Below are 18508 nucleotides of genomic sequence, written 5' to 3' on the forward strand. Positions count from 1 at the left end.
GCCTCAGCCCTCGCGCAGGGGGCCGCGGACGATCGAGTCGCCGGAGTGCTCCGGGTCGTCGTCGAACGGCTCCTGGGAGACGTCCACGAGCGGGTACTCGGCGAGGTCGACGTCGTCGGGCACGGCGAAGACGCCGTCGGTCCCGTCGAGCACGCCGAGCCCGACCAGCCCGGAGGCGTCGGCGGCGAGGAGCCAGACCTCCCGGTACGAGTCGTCCGCGCTCTGCGCATCGAGGTGCACGTGCAGGCGGCGGGTGCCGTCGGCGTCCTCCAGCTCGGCGGTTCCGCTCGCTCCCTGCCAGTCGGGGAGAGCGGCGAGATCAGCGCGCGCCACGACGGCGGCGGTGTCGTCGCTCCGCGAGGCCTGCCACCAGGCTCCGCCCGCGACCCCGATGACGAGCGCGCCGAGAGCGGCCAGCACGGCGCTCAGAGCGCGGGGCCGGCGGCGGCGGGCGGGACGGTGCCGTCCCGGGGGAAGGGCGAGCGGAGGCGGCACGGCAGCGGCCGACGACGGCAGGGCGCCGGGCCCGAGGTCGCCGAGGGCGAGCTCCTCGCGGATGCGGTCCCAGACGATCGCGGGCGGCGCCTCCAGCTCGACAGCACGGCTCGCACGGCCCAGGCCCGCGGCGTGGCCGAGCTCGACCAGCTGCCGGGCGCAGTCGGGGCAGTCGCGCAGGTGGGCCTGCTCGGCGTCGCTCGAGTGCTCGCCGAGGGCGAGCAGGGCGAGCTCGTCGGGATCGAGGTGGGTCATGTGCTGCTCACCTCCAGGCGGGAGCGGAGCCGGTCGAGGCTGCGGCGGATGTGGCTCTTGACGGTACCGAGCGGCAGGCCGGTGCGCTCGGCGATCTCGGTGTGGGTGAGGTCCTCGTAGAAGGCGAGGCCGATCACCCGCCGGGGGACGGGATCCAGGCGGGCCAGCTCGTCGGCGATCAGGATCCGCGCCTCGATGTCGACGGGGGCCTCCCCCTCCTCGACCGGCGTGACGGCGACGAGGGCCTCGGTGAGCCTCCGCTCGCGCGCCCGCGCCTCGTGCGCGTCCGCGATCCTCCTCCGGGAGATCCCGACCAGCCAGGCTCCGAGAGCCGCCCGTCCGGGGTCGAAGCCCGAGCGCGAGGTCCAGGCCGAGACGAACACGCGCTGCACCACGTCCTCCGCGTCGCCGCGGTCGCCGAGCGAGCGCAGCGCCAGCGTGAAGACCAGCGGCGACCAGCGCGAGTACGCCTCGGCGAGCGCCGCCTCCTCCCCTGCGGCGAAGCGGCGGCCGAGCCGGGCCACGAGAGCGCTGTCGGCCTCGGCGCCGTCGGCGGGCTCGATGGTCTCGATCAGGGGGTCCCTCCAGGGCTGCGGGGAGCGCTGCTGCCCGGGGGCGTGCGGCGCTGCGAGGCTCATCGTACGTCGCTGAGGCTCGGGCGGGCGGGTCAGCCGGCCGGGACGGCCGTGACCACCACGTTGCTGAGGTAGTGGCGGGTGTCGTAGTCGAAGTCGCCGCCGCAGGTGATCAGGACCAGCCGCGGCGGTCCGTCGGCGGCGAACACGGCCGAGAGGTCGACCGTGGTCTTCTCCGTGGTCTCCACCGTCGAGACGGTGTACGCGCGCTCCGCGCCGTCCGCGCCGGTGAGGGTCACGGTCTGGCCCGGGACCGCCTTCTTCAGCTCGACGAACGGCCCGAGGCCGTAGGCGAGGGAGTCGACGTGCGCGGCGATCACGACCGTGCCCTCCGGCTCGTCGAGGCCGGCGCCGAAGCGGTACCAGCCGGCGACCTGCGTGTCGGGCACGAGCTCCATCGTGCCGTCGTCCGCGACTCCGACCGGCTCGACGGCCATGTCGACGGGGAGCCCGTTGACGACGAGCCGCTCGGGAGCGAGCGCGGTGGGGGCGGGGGTCGCGCCGAGCCGAGCATCCGCCACCGGGACGGACGGCACCGCTTCCGGCAGGGTCGCCGCGGGCGAGGAGGGGACCGTGGCCGGCACCGGCTGCTGGGGCGCCGAGGAGACGGCGGCGGGAGCGGGCTCCACCCGGGACTCCTGCGCCGCGCATCCGGCGAGACCGGCACCGGCCACGATCAGCCCGACCACGGCGAGGACGCGCAGAGGGAAGGGGCTCCGGCTCATGGCGTCCTCCTGGGTCGTGGTCGGGGGTGCCGGGACGGCCGCGCTCCAGCACGGCCGACCCGGCGGTCGGATCCTCGGGTCAGCGACGCGAGGCGGCGGTGCGGCGGCCGATCAGCACAGCGCCGGCAGCGGCGAGGGCGGCGAGCAGTGCTCCGCCCCACCAGCCCGCGGCGGCGTCGGGGCGGTTGTCCGCCGCGAGGCCGGCCTCACCGGCGGGGACGCCCGACGGCGAGGAGTGCAGTCCATCGATGGTCTGCGTCGCGAGAGCGAGGTTGCCCTTCTCCAGGCTGCCCCAGGCGTAGACGATCGTGTTCACGCCCTCCTGGACCTGCACGTCGGCCGGGCCGATGACCGGCGCGGTGGTCCCGGTCGCGGCGACCACGGTCGAGATAGTGGCCGGGGCGAGGTTCAGCACGCCCTCGTTCGGGTTCGTCACGTTCGTCAGGACGGGCGACCCTCCGGCGAGGATGTCCACGGCCGGAGCGGCGGCGATGTGGCGGACCGTGAGCCGGCCCTCGCCCGCGGCGGTCTTCGAGATGTCATTGGTGAAGAGGGTCGCGGTGGGGGTGTTGTCCGGCGTGAGGTGCGCCGCGACGGTGTAGCTCTTCCCCGCCTCGAGGCTGATGTCGATCGGGCCGATCACGGGGGCGCTGGCGTCCGCGGCGGTGGAGGCCGTGATGGCGACCTTGTAGGTGCCGGTGGGGAGGTCGAGCGGGCCGGCGAGCGAGCCGGGGGTGAAGTCGTCGAGCGTCAGCTTGCCGTCGACGTAGACGTCGACCGGGGTGTCGGGGACGGCGTGCAGGACCGAGAGGTCGGCCGAGTCGGCGTCGGCGGCGGCGGCGGGCGTGGCGGCGATGCCGACGACGGCCAGGGTTCCGATGCAGGCACCGGCGAGCAGGCTGCGGGAGAAGCGGGAGGTGGTCACGGTGTTCCTCTTTCACGATGGGACCCGCGTGGGGTCGGGGGGTGGTCGAGAAGGGCCTTCACCACTACTTCCGGCCGAGGCGCCTCCTCGGATGCACCCAGTCTGAGATTCTTCGAAAGAATTTCTGCCGGACACTTCGCGAGCCCCTCGCAGCGCTGGCCCGAGCGCCCGCGCCGGGCTAGCCTCCGACCAGGAGGTGCGGAGGATGGGCAGGCGCGGCGTGGTCCTCCTCCTCGCCGCCGCGGCGCTCACCACGGCGGCGGTCGCGGGCGTGCAGGGCTCCCTCGCCCCCCGGGCGCCGGTCGCCGACCAGGCCGCCGCCGCCTCCGACGCCCCCGCCCAGTGCGACGACGCCCGGGAGCTGCTGGCCGCCTCGTCCGCCTTCGAGGGCGGAGCGGGCGTGCCGGCCGGCCACCTCGTGGCCTGCCTCGACGAGGACCACCGGCGCCTCACGATCCACAACCGCACCCCCGTCGTCTGGAGTCTCGGCGACTCCTCGGTGCGGGGCGTGACGAGCGGGACGGACGGAGTGACGGGGCTGCTGAGCCTGCACGCGTCGCAGTCCTCCTCCGGGCTGCTCCTCGCACCCGGATCGGCGGCCTCGGTCTCGGCCGGCGACGGGAGGATCCGACCGCGGCCCGACGAGCCCTCGACCCGGCTGCAGCTCGCACTCACCGCGGTGGTCGCGGCTCAGGATCAGGCGATCGGCCCCTCCGCCGGTCCCGACAGCATCATCCGCGGCGCCGCGCTCACCTGCGCGGTCGTGGTCGCGGAGTCGGACACCGGCTGGCGGGTGACCTCGCCGCGGGCTCTCGCCGCGGCGGCCGAGGACCCGGTGTGCGCGCGCGACTGGGCCCGCGCCCAGCGGAGCGCGGCGGCCTGGCGGATCGCCCTGCCCGGGCTCGTCGACGCCGTGGAGGCTCCCGGCCGCCCCGAGGAGGACACGGCGCTCCAGCGGGCCGCGGCCGACTGGTTCTCGGCCTCGAGCGGCTACTCGTGGGGCGGAGTCGACCGCCCCGCTCCCCTGCCCTGACCGGCGCCGCGCGCCTCGTCCGCCCGGGAACGCGAACGGGCCGCCCTCCGCGAGGAGGACGGCCCGTTCGGCAAGAAGTTCGCGGTGTCATCGAGACCGCGCCCTGCTCCGGGAGGAGCTAGCGGCGCAGACCGAGACGCTCGATCAGCGAGCGGTAGCGGTTGATGTCCACATCCGACAGGTAGCCGAGGAGTCGACGACGCTGACCCACGAGCAGCAGCAGACCACGACGCGAGTGGTGGTCGTGCTTGTGCTCCTTGAGGTGCTCGGTGAGGTCCTTGATCCGCTTGGTCAGGACGGCCACCTGCACCTCGGGGGATCCGGTGTCACCGGGGTGGGTCGCGTACTCTTCGATGATCGCCTTCTTGACATCTGCTTCGAGTGCCATATATGGGATCCCCTCTCTCTCGTTGCGCGGTGCCCGGCGCCTGATGCGTGGGCTCTCTTGATCCGCGGCCGTCGAACGGCAACCGGACGACTCTACCAGAGGGAGGGCGGCATCAGGAGCCGGTGGCCCGGTTCCAGAGCACGACGAGCCACGGCGAGACCAGCAGCTGCCAGTAGACGAGCACGAGGACGTTGAGGACCACGCCGATCCAGCAGGCGATCGGCGGGCGCTTCTCGCGACGCCGGGCGCGGAGGGTGGAGACGGCGAGCAGGATCCCGGCGAGCAGGACCGCGTGCACGAGCGCGGTGTAGAGCACGCCGACCAGCAGGTCGCTGACGGCCTGGTCGCCCGGGTAGGCGCCGAGCGAGATCAGGGCGTACCAGACGAAGAACGACAGCGGGACGGCGAGGACGGCCAGGAGGACCGAGACGATCCCGGCTCCGTAGCGGCGGAGGAAACCGCGAGCTCCCGAGGCCGTGGCACCGGTCCGAGCGGCTCCGGCGCGGACGCCGCCCGTGGAGCTGCGCCGACCGCCCGTGGCGGCCGCCGCGCGACGCGCGCCCGCCTCGGCGGCGGTGCGGATCGAGCGTCGCGAGGGGGCGGCTCCGGCTGCTCGCGGGGCAGGAGGACCCTGACGCCCGGGCGCGCCGTCGGATGACGTGCTCATGCCTCTCACCCTAGGGGATGACCCCTGAGCCCCCGGATCGGCGCGGCCCGCCGGGGCGGCGGAGTCAGCAGAATGGAGCGAGTGAGCCAGACCCCCCGCGCCCCCCGGCGCAGCCACGTCCTCGACGTCTCCCCCCTCCGCGAGTCCCCGGCCTTCGCCCGGCTCTGGGCCGGCAACGTGATCTCGGGCATCGGCGGCCAGATGACGATCGTCGCGGTCGGCCTGCACATCTACGAGCTCACCGGATCGACCCTCGCGGTCGCGCTGGTCGGCGTGGTGGCGCTGGTCCCGACCGTGATCGCCGGCCTCTACGGCGGGATGCTCGCCGACGCGTTCGACCGCCGCCTGGTGCTCCTGCTCGCCGCGGTCGTGGCCTGGGGCTCGACCGCGGGGATCGCGGCCCTCGCCTGGCTCGGCGCCGAGACCCCGCTCTCCCTCTACGTGCTCACCGCCGTGAACGCGGTGGCGACGACGGTGATCGTGACCACCCGGATGACGCTGGCTCCGCGGCTGCTCCGCACCGAGCTGGTCCCCGCCGCCGCCGCGCTCGGCGGCATCGCGAGCGGAGTCGAGGTGACCGTGGGGCCCGCCCTCGCCGGCGTGCTGGTCGCCTCCTCCGGCTTCGCGATCACGTACACGATCGACGTCGTGCTGTTCCTCGCCGCGTTCCTCGGCATCGCGGGGCTGCCGGCGCTCGTGCCCGAGGGCGAGCGGCAGCGGCCGGGGCTGGAGTCCCTCCGCTACGGCCTGGGCTTCCTGAAGGGCGCCCCGAACATCCGGATGTCCTTCCTGGTCGACATCGTGGCCATGACCTTCGGACAGCCGCGCGTGGTCTTCCCGGCGGCCGCCGCGGTGCTGCTCGGCGGAGGCGCGGTGACGGTGGGCGCGCTCACCGCCGCTTTCGCGATCGGGGCGCTGATCAGCGGCGTCTTCTCCGGCCGGCTGACCGGGGTCCGCCGGCAGGGCCTCGCGATCGGCCGCTCGATCCAGGTGTACGGAGCGTTCGTGGTCGCGTTCGGCGCGGTCCTGCTCGGTGCCGCACTCGTGCAGCACGACGCGTCGGCGCCGAACGCGGTGCTCATCGCGCTGGCGGCGGTCGCCCTGGCCGGCGCGGGCGCCTCCGACAACGTCAGCTCGATCTTCCGGCAGACGATGCTGCAGACCGCGGTCCCCGACAACATGCGGGGTCGGCTCCAGGGCGTGTTCATCGTCGTGGTGACGGGCGGCCCGCGGGTCGGCGACCTCTACACGGGACTGCTCGCCTCGCTCGCGCTGCTCTGGCTGCCGCCGCTCGCGGGCGGGCTCGCGATCATCGCGATCCTCGCCGCGGTGCTGCGACTCCGACCGGGGTTCCGTGGGTACGACGCCCTGCACCCGACGGCCTGAGCGGAGGGGCGTCTCCCTCGAGCCGGATGGGACAGCGCGCCCGCCCGCTCGGCTCAGGCCGGCGGACGGGCGCGCCGGGGATCAGTCGCCGGAGGCCGCGTCGGCGCCGCCGCCGTCGGTCAGCCGGTCGTCCGAGACCAGTCCGCTGTCGTCGTCGCGGCCCTCGACCCGCACCGGGCGGTAGACGTGGAAGCCGTCGTCGTCGGGCTCCAGCTCCCAGACCACCTCGACCTCCTCGCCGTCGATGTCGGCCAGGCGGGTGAAGGAGCGCTGCGGGGAGCCGTCGATCATCTCGAGGCGGATGCTCTCCTGCTCCGCTCCGCTGTCGAGGATGGCGGTGTACGTCGATTCGGTGTCCATGCCTCGACGCTAGACACGCGCGGTGAGGCGTCGCCACCCCTTGCGGCGGCGCACGGTCCGCGTAGCGTCGGCACCATGACCGACACCGACATCACTCCCGCCGACTCCGACGACCGCGAGCAGATCACCGAGATGGTGAAGAGCGCCGGGATCGGGCTCCTCACCACCGTCAACGCCACCGGGCAGCTCGTCAGCCGTCCGCTCAAGGCCCAGGACATCGACTTCGACGGCGAACTGTGGTTCTTCACGCAGGACCCGTCGCCCAAGGTCGACGACATCCGCGCGAACCCGAGCGTCAACGTCGCGTTCGAGTCGAAGAAGGGCTACCTGTCGGTGGCCGGCTCGGCGACTGTCGTGCACGACCCGGCGAAGGTGGACGAGCTGTGGTCCCCGGCCGTCGCCGGCTGGTTCCCCGACGGCAAGGACGACCCGACCGTCGCGCTGATCCGCGTCGAGGCCGAGACCGTCGAGCTGTGGGCGACCGACGAGCCCCGTCCGGTCGTGCTGTTCAAGGTCCTCAAGGCCGCCGTCACCGGCGGACAGCCCGACATCGGCGAGAACCGCACCGTCTCCTTCGAGTGATCCCTCCCCCCGAGGCGCCGCCGGGGCGCGGCGCCTCGGGGGGACAGGCGTCAGGCGCCGCCGAAGCGCTCGGTGCGGACGCGCTCGGGCGCGTGGCCCTGCTCGACCAGGGCGGTGGCGACGGCCTCGACGAACGAGGACGGGCCGCACACGTAGACGGTCGGCTCGAGCGGGGCCGGCAGAGCCGCCTCGGCGAGCAGCTCCGGAGTGACGCGGCCGGCCGGACGCGCCGCTCCCGCCGGCGCCACCCGGGTGAAGACGTGGTCCACCGCGACTCCGCCCGTCGCGGCCGGCAGCTCGGCGAGCGCCGCCAGCTCCTCGCGGTAGTAGGCGAAGACGGGCGAGCGGACCGAGTAGAGCAGCTGCATCCGCGCCGCGCTCCCGGACCGGGCGTGCTCGCGCGCCATCGCCATCAGCGGCACCACGCCGCTCCCGCCCGCGATCAGCTGCACCGGCTCCGCCTGCTCCGGACGCCAGACGAACCAGCCGCCGATCGGACCGCGGATCTCGAGCCGGTCGCCCGCTTCGAGGCCGTCGACCAGGTACGGGGAGACCTCCCCGTCGTCCAGCCGCTCGACCGCGAGCTCGACCCGCTCCCCGTCGGCCGGGGCGCCTATCGAGTAGGAGCGGCTCGCCTGGTAGCCGTCGGGCGCGGTGAGGCGCACGTCGAGGTGCTGCCCCGCCAGGTGGCCCGGCCACCCGGGCACGCGGAGCACCAGGAGGCGCGACGTGGGCGTGAGCGGCGCGACCGACTCGGCCACCGCCTCCGTCCACATCACCAGTAGCGCTCCTCTTTCCAGGGGTCCCCGTGCATGTGGTAGCCGTTCTGCTCCCAGAAGCCGGGCTCGTCGCCGGGCATCAGGCGGAGCGTCCGCACCCACTTCGCGCTCTTCCAGAAGTAGAGGTGCGGCACCAGGAGCCGGGCGGGGCCGCCGTGCTCGGCCGCGAGGGGCTTCCCCTCGAACTCGGTGACGACCCAGGCCCTCCCGCCTCGGATCTCGGCGAGCGGGAGGTTCGTCGTGTAGCCGCCGAAGCTCTGCGCCATGACGAAGCCGGCGTCCGTCTCCAGGCCCTCCAGCAGAGTGTCGACCGAGACGCCGCGCCAGCTGGTGCCGAGCTTCGACCACCGGGTCACGCAGTGGATGTCGGTGTGCACGTCCTCGTGCGGGAGCGCGTCGAACTCCTCCCGGTTCCAGCGGCGCACGCCCGCGGGGCCGCCGTCGATGGAGAAGGCCCACTCATGGATGTTCGGGGTGGGCCCGATCGAGAGGACGGGGAAGCCGTTCTCGAGGTGCTGGCCCGGCGGGAGGTCCGGGTCCGCCTCCCTCTTGCCGAAGAAGCCCCGCGTGATGATGCCCATGTCCGCCCTCGTCGTCCTCGGGGCCTGGCCCCGGATCGCTGGAAACCGCTCGTCGCGCTCACGCTACCGCTCGGTGCTACCGCATGCGGGCCCGCCGGGCGAGCCCGGGACCGTGTCGGACGTCGGTGCCAGGATCGGGGCATGAGACGAACCGTCGTGCCGCCGTACCTCCTCGTCCGCATCGCCCGCCTCGACGATCCGGCCTTCGCCCGGGCCGCGCGGGCCGCGAGCCGCTCGCTCGAGCAGGACGTGCCGTTCCGGCGCGTCCGGCCCGGAGAGCCCGCGCCCGACCGCGGGGCGCCGACCGCCGCCGCGACGTCCTCGCCGCGCACCCGCGTGCAGTCCCTCCAGCGCACCATCGCGGACGCGCGGACCGAGGAGACGCTGCCCGGCACGGTCGTCCGCCGCGAGGGCGAGGCGGCCACGGGGGATGCGGCCGTCGACGAGGCGTACGACGGCCTCGGCGCGATGTCGGCCTTCCTGCAGGGTGCGTACGGCCGCGACTCGATCGACGACGCCTGGCTGCCGCTCGACGCGACCGTGCACTTCGGCGACGACTACGACAACGCCTTCTGGGACGGCTCGCGGATGGTCTTCGGCGACGGGGACGGCCAGGTGTTCCGCCGCTTCACCGTCTCGCAGAGCGTGATCGGCCACGAGCTCGCCCACGGCATCACCGAGTACACGGCGAACCTCGTCTACCGCGGCCAGTCCGGAGCGCTCAACGAGTCGGTCTCGGACGTGTTCGGAGCCCTGCTGGAGCAGTACGGCGCCGGCCAGAGCGCCGACGAGGCGAGCTGGCTGATCGGCGAGGGGCTCTTCACCGACGAGGTGCAGGGCACGGCCCTGCGGTCGATGATCGCCCCCGGCACCGCCTACGACGACGACGTCCTCGGCTCCGACCCGCAGCCGGGCTCGATGGCCGACTACGTCGAGACCGACGACGACAACGGCGGAGTGCACATCAACTCGGGGATCCCCAACCGCGCGTTCGCCGTGGCGGCGACGACCCTCGGCGGGAAGGCGTGGGAGCGCGCTGGGCAGGTCTGGTACGACGTGCTGACCGGGGGCGTCCTCACCGCGACGGCCGACTTCGAGGCGTTCGCGGCGCTCACCGTGCGGGCCGCCGCCGAGCGCTACGGATCCGGCTCCGAGGTCGAGGCCGCCGTGCGCACCGGCTGGACGACGGTCGGCGTGACGCTGTCCGCCTGAGCCGGTCCGCTCGAGGACGGAGGCGGGTAGCATCGCGCGCATGGACGTCATCGTGTCGCGCAGCGGCGGAGTCGCCGGCCTCCGCCGGGTGTGGCGGGTCGACGTCGAGCAGCAGCCCGACGAGCGCGCCTGGCGCGACCTGCTCGGCTCGCTCCCCTGGGACGCCGCCGACGGCGAGTCCCCCGGCCGGGCCGACCGCTTCGTCTACGAGATCCGCGTGCAGACGCACCACGTCCGCCTCGGCGAGACCGAGCTCGACGGAGCCTGGCGCGAGCTGGTCGACCGCGTGAAGAAGGCGCAGCCCCGCTAGGAGCTGCGCCTTCGTCGTGTGCTCGGAGCTACTTGGTGCCGAGCAGGTCGATCACGAAGATCAGGGTCTTGCCGGAGAGCGGGTGCCCTCCGCCGGCCGGGCCGTACGCCAGCGCGGGCGGGCAGATCAGCTTGCGGCGGCCGCCGACCTTCATCCCCGGGATGCCCTGCTGCCAGGCGCGGATGAGGTTGTTGAGGGGGAAGTTGATCGACTGGTCGCGGCTCCAGGAGGAGTCGAACTCCTCGCCGGTGTCGTACTCGACGCCGAGGTAGTGAACCTCGACGGTCGAGCCGGGCTGCGCCTCGGCGCCGTCGCCGACGACGATGTCCTCGACGACGAGGGTGTCGGGGGCCGGGCCCTCAGGGGCGTCGACCTCGGGCTTGGTCAGGTTCTCGCTGCTCATGCCTCGATCCTACGGCGCTCGGGAGCGGAGTCTGGGAGCGGGCTGCGAGCACTCACTCCACGAGCGTGAGGCGCTGCGTCGGCCGGGTCATCGCGACGTAGAGCGATGCGGCGCCGCGCTCGCCGGTCTGCGCGATGAGGCGAGGGCGGGCGATGATCACGGAGTCGAACTCGAGCCCCTTGGCGTCGTTCGTCGACAGCACGGCGATCGCGCGGTCGAGCCCGGTCGCTCCGCGGCCCACCTCCCGGCCGAACCGCTCCTCGAGGCGCTCGGCGATCGCGGCGAGGTCGTCGTCGGGCGCGATGACCGCGAGCGTCCCCTCCGCCTCGATCGCCCGGTCCTCGACGACGGCCGCCAGCACGCGCTCCGAGAGGCTCGCGTCGCCGCGATCGCGGATCGTCCGCACCGGCCACTCGGTGGAGCGCACGGCCTCCCCCGGCGTGATCTCCAGCCCGTTCTCGCGCGCCGTCCGCTCGGCGAAGGCGACGATCTGCGCGGGCGTGCGGTAGTTGACCGTCAGCTCCTCCAGGCGCCACGGCGCCGCCTCCACTCCCCGGCCCTGGCGGCCGAAGGTGTCGCGGAGCGCGGCGTCCCAGCTCGAGGCGGCGGAGGCGCCGGACGCCTGCGCGACGTCGCCCACGATCGTGAACGAGCGCATCGGGCAGCGGCGCAGCAGCACCCGCCACTGCATCGGCGAGAGCTCCTGCGCCTCGTCGACCACGACGTGCCCGTAGGTCCAGGTGCGGTCGGCCGCGGCCCGCTCGGCGGTGGTCCCGAGCACCGAGCGCTCGGCGAAGCCGGCCGCGAGGTCCTTGGCGTTGACGAGGCCGTCGACGCCCATGTTGCGGATGGCGGCCTCCGCGTTCTCGACGTCGCGCTTGCGCTGCTCCTTCTCGGCCTTCTTCGAGGCGTCGGCGTGGTCGTCGTAGGCGCCGAGCAGCTCCGCGGCCTCGTCGAGCAGCGGTACGTCGGAGACCGTGAACGGAGCGTCGCGGTCTCGGCGGAGGAGGGAGCGCTGCGCGGCGGTCCAGCGCGGCGTGAGGGTCGCGAACCAGTTCGGACGGGCGTAGAGGTCCTGCAGCAGCTTCTCGGGGGTCAGCGGGATCCACGCGGTGTTGAGAGCGACGCGGACGTCGTGGGCGGTCCGCACGTCCTCGCGCAGCACCGCCTCGTCGGCCTCGTCGACCGTGCTGCCGTGGCTCCGCAGCTGATCGGCGAGCTGGCGGGTGAGCTGCGAGAGCAGCGTCTTGACGAAGGAGACGCGCGCCTCGTTGTGCGGCTTGCGGGTGTCGCGCGCGCGGGTGATCGCGCGCTCCACGTCCTGCGGCTCCAGACGGAGCTTCTCGCCGTTGACGTCGAGCACCTGGGTCTCGGCCGGGACGGTCTGGCGGGAGCGGACCGCGCGCTTGAGCAGCTCCGCCATCCGCGCCGAGCCCTTCACGCGGGCGACCGCGGGCACGTCCTCCTCGACGAGGTCGAGGCCCGGGTAGAGCTGGCCGAGCGTCGAGAGGACGACACCCGTCTCGCCGAGCGAGGGCAGCACCGCCTCGATGTAGCGGAGGAAGGAGCGTGAGGGGCCGACCACGAGCACGCCGGAGGAGGCGATGCGGTCGCGGTAGGAGTAGAGGAGGTAGGCGGCCCGGTGCAGGGCGACCGCGGTCTTGCCGGTGCCCGGCCCGCCCTGCACGACGAGCACGCCGCGCAGCTCGGACCGGATGATGCGGTCCTGCTCGCTCTGGATGGTCGCGACGATGTCGTGCATCCGGCCGGTGCGCTGCGCACCGAGGGCCGCCATGAGCGCGCCCTCGCCCTGCAGCACGGTGCCCTCGCGCAGCAGCTCCTCGTCGAAGACCTCGTCCTCGAAGCGGAGGACCTCGCGGCCCCGAGTGGTGAGGTGGCGCCGGGCGCGCGTCCCCATCGGCCGGGCGGCGGTGGCCTGGTAGAACGCGGCCGACTGCGGGGCGCGCCAGTCGAGCAGCAGCGTGTCCTGCTCCTCGTCGCGCAGGCCGATCCGGCCGATGTAGCGGTGCTCGGCGTCGGCGTCCGCGAGCGTCAGCCGGCCGAAGGCGAGCCGGTCGTCGGCGCCGGTGAGCGAGCGGATGCGGTCCTCGTAGAGCCGCGCGTAGGCGTCGCGCTCGGAGCGGCTCTGGTGGTTGCCGCCGACGCTCTCGATGCGGACCGTGTCCAGAGCCTCGCGGGCCTGGGCGATCAGCTCGTCGAGGCGGGCGTAGAGCGCCGCCACGTAGTCGCGCTCCCGAGAGAGCTCGGTGGCCTGCACAGTGCTGCCGTCCGTCATCGTCCGCCTTCCGAGGGTCCGCCGCCGCGGGCCGGGAGGCGCGGGATGCGCTCCGGGGGCCGCGGGAAAACAGGCGGTCCAGTCTACCGAGCGATCCGAAGCGGGCCGTGCCGACAGCGGGATCCGGATGCCTCTTGCGCTCGGCGCCGCGGAGGAGCATCCTCTCTCTCACGAAGAGCTCGACGCCCCGTCCGAGCAGCCGGCCCTGCCGCTGCCGCAGGGCGTCGAGCTCTTTCTCGCGGGTGTCCGTCCTCCGTCCGGTCATCGACCGGGAAGAGAACCGGACGGCCCCGCGTTGCACGCCCCATGGCCACTCCGAGCAGCAGCGTCACCGCCCCCTCCCGCGCCTCGATCGACCTCACGGAGTCGGCACGCGCCGGCTGGGAGTCGTGGCTCGCCCGACGCGTCGAGCGCGTCACCGGACCCCGGGGCGATCTCGCCCTCGTCGAGACGCGCTGGCTCGAGCCCGGCGAGAGCGTCGACGACGAGCAGGCGCTGGCCGGCTACGGCCCCTCGGCGACCCTGACGCGGATGCGCCGCGAGAACCTCGACACCGGCGAGCCCGAGTACGGCTACCGCGTCTGGGACGCGGCCTCCGACGGCATCCGCTCCTTCGACGCCATCGAGACCTTCCCGTTCGACGCCGCCTGGGTGCTCGAGGCGTGGTTCGAGCCGGTCGCCGAGGACCGCACCGTCCCGTTCGAGCACCTGCGCGACAACGGCGCCACCCGCGAGCTCGTCGTGCCCGGCGACATCACCTTCTCGCTCGTGGACGACGGGCGCGCCCGCGAGCACACGGTCGCGGCGTTCGACGACGGCGGCACGCTCCTCGTCCCGTTCGGCGACCCGACCAACCGCAGCGACGACCCGGAGCTCGCGAGCTACCCCGTCGGCCGCTTCCTCGTCGTGCAGCGGATCGGCGGCGCGGCCGACGCGGGCACCCCCGGTCCGGTGCTCCTGGACTTCAACCGGGCCTACATCCCGCCGTGCGGCTTCTCGCCCCACTACAACTGCCCGCTGCCGCCCGCGCAGAACCGGCTCGGCGTGCCCGTGACGGCCGGCGAGCGCCGCGTGCGCAGCGCCTCCGCCTAGCGCGCCGGGGCTGAGCGGGGGCGGCCCCGGCTCAGCGGGTGAGCACCGCCCGGCGGGCGACGAGCTCGTCGAGCAGGACCTGCTCGTCGACCGCTCCGGTGCGTCCGCCGCGGCCGAGCAGGAGGTGCTGCCGGTGGTGCGCGAGCCGCGTCGCCGAGCGGAGGAAGTCCCGCATCGCCCGCGGCCGGTCCCCTCCCGCGCTCCGGGCCCAGCGGGCGGCGGTGCGGCGCCCCTCCGCGGTGCCGATCATCCGCACCTCGGCCGGCGAGAGCCAGCCGGCGACGGCGTAGTCGTCGAGCCGCTGGAGCGTCACGCGCCGCTCCTGCCGGCGCAGCAGCACCACCACGACCACGGCGACCGCGAACAGCGGCACCTGGACCACGCCGTAGAAGCCGAACCAGTCGGACACCAGGAACGACGAGCCGTTCCAGAGCGCGTGCAGGAACGCGGCGAGCGCCAGCCCGAGCAGGGCGATGGGCAGCCGCGCGACGGCGGGCCGGTTCGAGGCGAAGCCGAGGGCCGCGCCCGTGCAGGCGGTGAAGAGCACGTGCGCGAAGGGCGAGAGCACCCCGCGGAGGAAGAAGGTCACGGCGAGCGAGCCGAGACCGCCCTCCACCAGCGCGCTGCCGAAGTAGAGGATGTTCTCGACGAAGGCGAACCCGGAGGCGACGACGGCCGCGTAGACGATGCCGTCGACGGGTCCGTCGAAGGTCCGGCGCCAGATCAGCAGGACGAGGAGGACGCCGATCCCCTTGGCCGTCTCCTCGACCAGCGGCGCCTGGATCACGGCGCCGACGAAGTCGGATCCGCTCGGCTGCTGCCCGGACGCGTAGACGGCGATCTGCACGCCGAGGTCGACCAGGAGCGCGATCGCGACGGACCCGGCCGCGCCCCAGAGGAACGCGAACCACAGGCCCAGCGCTGGCTCCGGCTCCCACCGGTCGACCCAGCGGACGCCCAGCAGAACCACGGTCAGCGGGACGAGGGCGATGACCGCGCAGATCCCCGCGGCGCTGACGCCGAGTCCGAGAACCACGTAGGCGAGCACGAGCAGCAGCAGGATCCCGAGGAGCGCCACGCCGATCGAGCCGAGCACGGTCGGCACGACGGAGGGGCGGGCGGTGGCGGGCGGTGCGGGCGGCGGATAGGCGCTCATGGGGCCGACAGTAGGGCACGGGCGGGGTGCGCTGTCGGCGGTTGACACGCGCCGGGCGCGTGGAGGAGGGCCGGGGTGCGGACGCCCGTGTCCGATTCCCGCTCCTGCTCGACGTCGCCGCGTGCGAGGCTCGAGGCGTGCCCGACTCCGATCCGCTCTTCGAGGAGCGCTACCGCGCCGTCGCCTCCCGCGACTCCCGGTTCGACGGGCGGTTCCTGACCGGCGTGCACTCCACCGGCATCTACTGCCGTCCGAGCTGCCCCGCCATCACGCCGCGGCGCGCGAACGTGCGCTTCTACCCGACGGCCGCCGCAGCGCACGAGGCAGGGCTCCGCGCCTGCAAGCGCTGCCTGCCGGACGCTGTCCCCGGCTCCCCCGAGTGGAACCTGCGCGACGACACGGCGGCGCGCGCCATGCGTTTGATCGCCGACGGAGTGGTCGACCGCGAGGGGGTCGAGGGGCTGGCCGCCCGGCTCGGCTACGGCGCGCGCCACCTCGGCCGCATCCTGCGCGAGGAGCTGGGCGCGCCTCCGCTGGCCCTCGCTCGCGCCCAGCGCGCCCAGACCGCCCGGCTCCTGCTCACGAGCACCGACCTGCCCGTGTCCGACGTCGCCTTCGCCGCCGGCTTCACGAGCATCCGGCAGTTCAACGCGACCCTGGCGGAGGTGTACGAGCGGACCCCGACGGCCCTGCGCGCCTCGGCCCGCGGCACGCGCTCCGAGGCGAGCGTCCACGACGGCGCGACCACGCTGGAGCTCCGGCTGGCAGTGCGGGCTCCGTTCGATCCCGGGGTGCTCGACGTGCTCGGCGGCACCGCGCTCCCGGGCATCGAGGAGGCGTCCCCCGGCGGCTACGCGCGCTCGCTCGTCCTGCCCGGGGGCGCGGCGCTGATCCGGCTGGCGGCGGACGGGGAGAGCGTCCGCTGCAGCGCGACGCTCGTCTCCGTCGCCGACGTCGGGCCGCTGGTCGCCCGGGTGAGGCGGCTGCTCGACCTGGACGCGGACGCCCGCGCCGTGGACGAGGCCCTCGCGGCCGATCCCGCACTCGCTCCGAGCGTCGCCGCCCGCCCCGGTGTCCGCGTGCCCGGCTCCGTCGACCCGGCCGAGACGCTGGTGCGCGCGCTGCTCGGCCGGCGGGAGGCCGCACGGCTGGTCGCGGCGCTCGGCGCGACGCTCCCGGAGTCCGTGGCGAGCGGATCGATCGCACGCGCCTTCCCCTCCCCCGCGGTGATCGCCGAGCACGCCGCCGACGTGCTCCGCGGATCCGCCGACGTGCTGGTGCGGACCTGCACGCTGCTCGCCGAGGGAGCCCTGCGGCTCGACGCCGACCGGGAGGAGCTCGCCGAGCAGCTGCTGGCGGTCCCCGGGATCGACGCGGCCACGGCGGCCGAGGTGGCACAGCGGGCGACCGGAGATCCCGACGTCCTGCTCACCGGGGATCCCGTGCTCCGGCGGGGCGCGGCGGCGCGCGGCCTGCCCGCCGGCGAGCGCGGGCTGGCCGAGGCCGGGCGCCGCTGGGCGCCCTGGCGCAGCTACGCCGGGGCGCGCCTCGCGGCCGCGGTCACGCCTCCGGCGCGGGGTCGATGATCGGGAGCGCCGCGGTCATCGCCTCGATGCCCGAGAGCCGCGCCGGCGAGATCAGCCGCATGACCTCCTCGCGGGACATCAGCCCCGCCTCGACCACCAGGTCGGCGATGTTGCGGCCGGTCGCGAGGGCGGCCTTCGCGAGGGCGGCGGACGCGGTGTAGCCGATGCTCGGCGTGAGCGCCGTCACGACCCCGACCGAGGAGGCGACCATGGCCTCGAGCCGGTCGACGTTCGCGGTGATGCCGTCGATGCAGTTCTCGCGGAGCGTCCTGCAGGCCTGCGTCATCCAGGTGATGCTCTGCAGCAGCGAGTGCGCGATCACCGGCTCGAAGGCGTTGAGCTGGAGCTGACCCGCCTCGGCCGCCATCGTGACCGTGACGTCGGCCCCGGCCACCGAGTAGGCGACCTGGTTGACCACCTCGGGGATGACCGGGTTCACCTTGCCGGGCATGATGCTGGATCCCGCCTGGCGCGGAGGCAGGTTGATCTCGCCGAAGCCGGCCTGAGGGCCCGAGGAGAGGAGCCTCAGGTCGTTGCAGATCTTGGACAGCTTGATCGCGGAGCGCTTGAGCGCGCTCGAGAACGACATGAAGACGCCGGTGTCGCTCGTCGCCTCGACGAGGTCCTGCGCCATCTCGAGGTCGAGATCGGTGATCTCGTTGAGGTGGCGGACAGCAGCCGCGCCGTAGCGCGGATCGGCGGTGATGCCTGTGCCGATCGCGGTGGCTCCGATGTTGACCTCGGCGAGCAGCCAGATGGTCTCGGAGAGACGGGCGTGGTCCTCGCCGAGGGTCGTCGCGAAGCCGTGGAACTCCTGGCCGAGCGTCATCGGCACCGCGTCCTGCAGCTGCGTGCGGCCGACCTTCAGGACGCTGCCGAACTCGACCGCCTTGCGGGAGAACGACTCGCGCAGCAGCGCCAGCTCGTCGAGCAGGCGGCGCAGCGACCAGGTCATCGCGATCTTGATCGCGGTCGGGTAGACGTCGTTGGTGGACTGGCTGCGGTTGACGTCGTCGAGGGGGTGCAGGTGCGCGTAGTCGCCCCGCTCGAAGCCGCCGATCTCGAGTGCGACGTTGGCGACGACCTCGTTCGCGTTCATGTTCGTCGAGGTGCCGGCGCCGCCCTGGATCACCCCGACCACGAACTGGTCGTGGAACTCGCCGTCGATGATGCGGCGGCACGCGGCCTCGATCAGCTCGGCCTTGGCGGGGGCGAGGGTGCCGAGCTCGGTGTTGGCCCGGGCGGCCGCGAGCTTGACCGTCGCGAGGGACCGGACGAGATCGGGGTAGATCGAGATGGGGCGCTTCGAGATCGGGAAGTTGTCGAGGGCCCGCGCCGTGTGGATGCCCCAGTAGGCCTCGGCGGGGATCTCCATCGAGCCGAGGGAGTCGCTCTCGGTGCGCGTGGCGGGGGTCTCGGTGTCGTCCAGGGCTCTGCCTTCCGGGTCGCGGTCGGGGAGGGTGCTCGGTGCGAGGGTCACGTCCAGCTCCGTTGCTGTCGTCGTGCGGCCCCGGAGGGTGCAGGGGGCTCGCGAACTGCGCGGCCAGCCTATCGCCGGGGCACGGGGCGGCGGCGGACGCGGGCGCGGAGCGTCCTCTCGGCGGGCGCGGAACGACCGCGCCTCCCGCCGCCGGAGCGGACA

General features: G+C 74.1%; 20 protein-coding genes. 7 read left to right on the forward strand and 13 right to left on the reverse strand.

Going from position 1 to position 18508, the window contains the following annotated elements:
• Positions 1-3: 3 nt before the first annotated feature.
• From C5C54_RS05795 to C5C54_RS05810, 4 genes are all read right to left on the reverse strand, one after another.
• Positions 4-750 (reverse strand): anti-sigma factor, encoded by a 747-nt coding sequence (locus tag C5C54_RS05795; protein ID WP_104239041.1) that lies wholly within the window; start codon positions 748-750, stop codon positions 4-6.
• Positions 747-1388, reverse strand: a complete 642-nt coding sequence (locus C5C54_RS05800; RefSeq protein ID WP_104260618.1) for an RNA polymerase sigma factor — start codon at positions 1386-1388, stop codon at positions 747-749. The genes C5C54_RS05795 and C5C54_RS05800 overlap by 4 nt, the downstream gene beginning before the upstream one ends.
• A 29-nt stretch (positions 1389-1417) precedes the next feature.
• Positions 1418-2110, reverse strand: a complete 693-nt coding sequence (locus C5C54_RS05805; RefSeq protein ID WP_104268742.1) for a class F sortase — start codon at positions 2108-2110, stop codon at positions 1418-1420.
• A 79-nt stretch (positions 2111-2189) separates the two neighbouring features.
• Positions 2190-3035 carry a DUF4397 domain-containing protein gene (locus C5C54_RS05810; protein WP_104239038.1) on the reverse strand — a complete coding sequence of 282 codons (846 nt, stop codon included), beginning with the start codon at positions 3033-3035 and terminating at the stop codon, positions 2190-2192.
• Positions 3036-3240: 205 nt separating this feature from the next.
• Here C5C54_RS05810 and C5C54_RS05815 point away from each other — a divergent pair, with 205 nt between their 5' ends.
• Positions 3241-4068 carry a hypothetical protein gene (locus C5C54_RS05815; RefSeq protein ID WP_104283796.1) on the forward strand — a complete coding sequence of 276 codons (828 nt, stop codon included), beginning with the start codon at positions 3241-3243 and terminating at the stop codon, positions 4066-4068.
• 118 nt (positions 4069-4186) lie between these two features.
• Here the strand turns inward: C5C54_RS05815 and rpsO are convergent, their stop codons facing one another.
• Positions 4187-4456: a 30S ribosomal protein S15 gene (rpsO, locus tag C5C54_RS05820; protein ID WP_068252328.1), complete on the reverse strand. Its 270-nt coding sequence runs from the start codon at positions 4454-4456 to the stop codon at positions 4187-4189.
• A gap of 112 nt (positions 4457-4568) precedes the next feature.
• Positions 4569-5123, reverse strand: coding sequence for a hypothetical protein (locus tag C5C54_RS05825; RefSeq protein ID WP_104287954.1), 555 nt, complete (start codon positions 5121-5123; stop codon positions 4569-4571).
• A gap of 81 nt (positions 5124-5204) precedes the next feature.
• On the opposite strand from C5C54_RS05825, the gene C5C54_RS05830 reads away from it, so the two are divergent.
• Complete coding sequence (locus C5C54_RS05830) at positions 5205-6509, forward strand: MFS transporter (protein WP_258062855.1); 1305 nt, start codon at positions 5205-5207, stop codon at positions 6507-6509.
• Between the two features lie 81 nt (positions 6510-6590).
• Here C5C54_RS05830 and C5C54_RS05835 read toward each other — a convergent pair whose 3' ends face one another.
• On the reverse strand, positions 6591-6869 hold the full coding sequence (locus C5C54_RS05835; RefSeq protein WP_104224817.1) for a hypothetical protein: 279 nt from the start codon (positions 6867-6869) through the stop codon (positions 6591-6593).
• Positions 6870-6944: 75 nt separating this feature from the next.
• Between C5C54_RS05835 and C5C54_RS05840 the strand changes: the two genes are divergently transcribed.
• Positions 6945-7451, forward strand: a complete 507-nt coding sequence (locus C5C54_RS05840) for a pyridoxamine 5'-phosphate oxidase family protein (RefSeq protein ID WP_104224818.1) — start codon at positions 6945-6947, stop codon at positions 7449-7451.
• A 50-nt stretch (positions 7452-7501) separates the two neighbouring features.
• Here the strand turns inward: C5C54_RS05840 and C5C54_RS05845 are convergent, their stop codons facing one another.
• Both C5C54_RS05845 and C5C54_RS05850 read right to left on the reverse strand, forming a co-directional pair.
• Entirely contained in the window at positions 7502-8227 is a 726-nt protein-coding gene (locus C5C54_RS05845) for an FAD-binding oxidoreductase (RefSeq protein WP_104233248.1), read from the reverse strand.
• Complete coding sequence (locus C5C54_RS05850; RefSeq protein WP_104224820.1) at positions 8227-8811, reverse strand: molybdopterin-dependent oxidoreductase; 585 nt, start codon at positions 8809-8811, stop codon at positions 8227-8229. Before C5C54_RS05850 ends, C5C54_RS05845 begins: the two co-directional genes overlap by 1 nt.
• Positions 8812-8952: 141 nt before the next feature.
• Between C5C54_RS05850 and C5C54_RS05855 the strand changes: the two genes are divergently transcribed.
• Together C5C54_RS05855 and C5C54_RS05860 are read left to right on the forward strand one after the other, a co-directional pair.
• The gene (locus C5C54_RS05855) at positions 8953-10023 is read left to right on the forward strand and encodes a M4 family metallopeptidase (protein WP_104260613.1); all 1071 of its coding nucleotides are present in this window, start codon (positions 8953-8955) and stop codon (positions 10021-10023) included.
• 40 nt (positions 10024-10063) lie between these two features.
• Complete coding sequence (locus C5C54_RS05860) at positions 10064-10333, forward strand: protealysin inhibitor emfourin (protein WP_104233246.1); 270 nt, start codon at positions 10064-10066, stop codon at positions 10331-10333.
• A 28-nt stretch (positions 10334-10361) separates the two neighbouring features.
• On the opposite strand, the gene C5C54_RS05865 is transcribed toward C5C54_RS05860, so the two are convergent.
• Together C5C54_RS05865 and C5C54_RS05870 are read right to left on the reverse strand one after the other, a co-directional pair.
• The gene (locus C5C54_RS05865) at positions 10362-10736 is read right to left on the reverse strand and encodes an FKBP-type peptidyl-prolyl cis-trans isomerase (protein WP_104226280.1); all 375 of its coding nucleotides are present in this window, start codon (positions 10734-10736) and stop codon (positions 10362-10364) included.
• A 52-nt stretch (positions 10737-10788) separates the two neighbouring features.
• On the reverse strand, positions 10789-13032 hold the full coding sequence (locus tag C5C54_RS05870) for a UvrD-helicase domain-containing protein (RefSeq protein ID WP_104233245.1): 2244 nt from the start codon (positions 13030-13032) through the stop codon (positions 10789-10791).
• Positions 13033-13338: 306 nt separating this feature from the next.
• On the opposite strand from C5C54_RS05870, the gene C5C54_RS05875 reads away from it, so the two are divergent.
• Positions 13339-14124, forward strand: coding sequence for a DUF1684 domain-containing protein (locus C5C54_RS05875; RefSeq protein ID WP_104250161.1), 786 nt, complete (start codon positions 13339-13341; stop codon positions 14122-14124).
• Between the two features lie 31 nt (positions 14125-14155).
• Here C5C54_RS05875 and C5C54_RS05880 read toward each other — a convergent pair whose 3' ends face one another.
• Entirely contained in the window at positions 14156-15280 is a 1125-nt protein-coding gene (locus C5C54_RS05880; RefSeq protein WP_104233243.1) for a PrsW family intramembrane metalloprotease, read from the reverse strand.
• Positions 15281-15417: 137 nt separating this feature from the next.
• Here C5C54_RS05880 and C5C54_RS05885 point away from each other — a divergent pair, with 137 nt between their 5' ends.
• On the forward strand, positions 15418-16866 hold the full coding sequence (locus tag C5C54_RS05885) for a DNA-3-methyladenine glycosylase 2 family protein (protein WP_167299023.1): 1449 nt from the start codon (positions 15418-15420) through the stop codon (positions 16864-16866).
• Here the strand turns inward: C5C54_RS05885 and C5C54_RS05890 are convergent.
• Positions 16841-18295, reverse strand: coding sequence for an aspartate ammonia-lyase (locus tag C5C54_RS05890; RefSeq protein WP_258064082.1), 1455 nt, complete (start codon positions 18293-18295; stop codon positions 16841-16843). The two genes, C5C54_RS05885 and C5C54_RS05890, sit on opposite strands and share 26 nt — an antisense overlap.
• Positions 18296-18508: the final 213 nt, after the last annotated feature.

The sequence above is a fragment of the Rathayibacter sp. AY1F2 genome (assembly GCF_002930885.1).
Taxonomy (GTDB): Bacteria; Actinomycetota; Actinomycetes; order Actinomycetales; family Microbacteriaceae; genus Rathayibacter.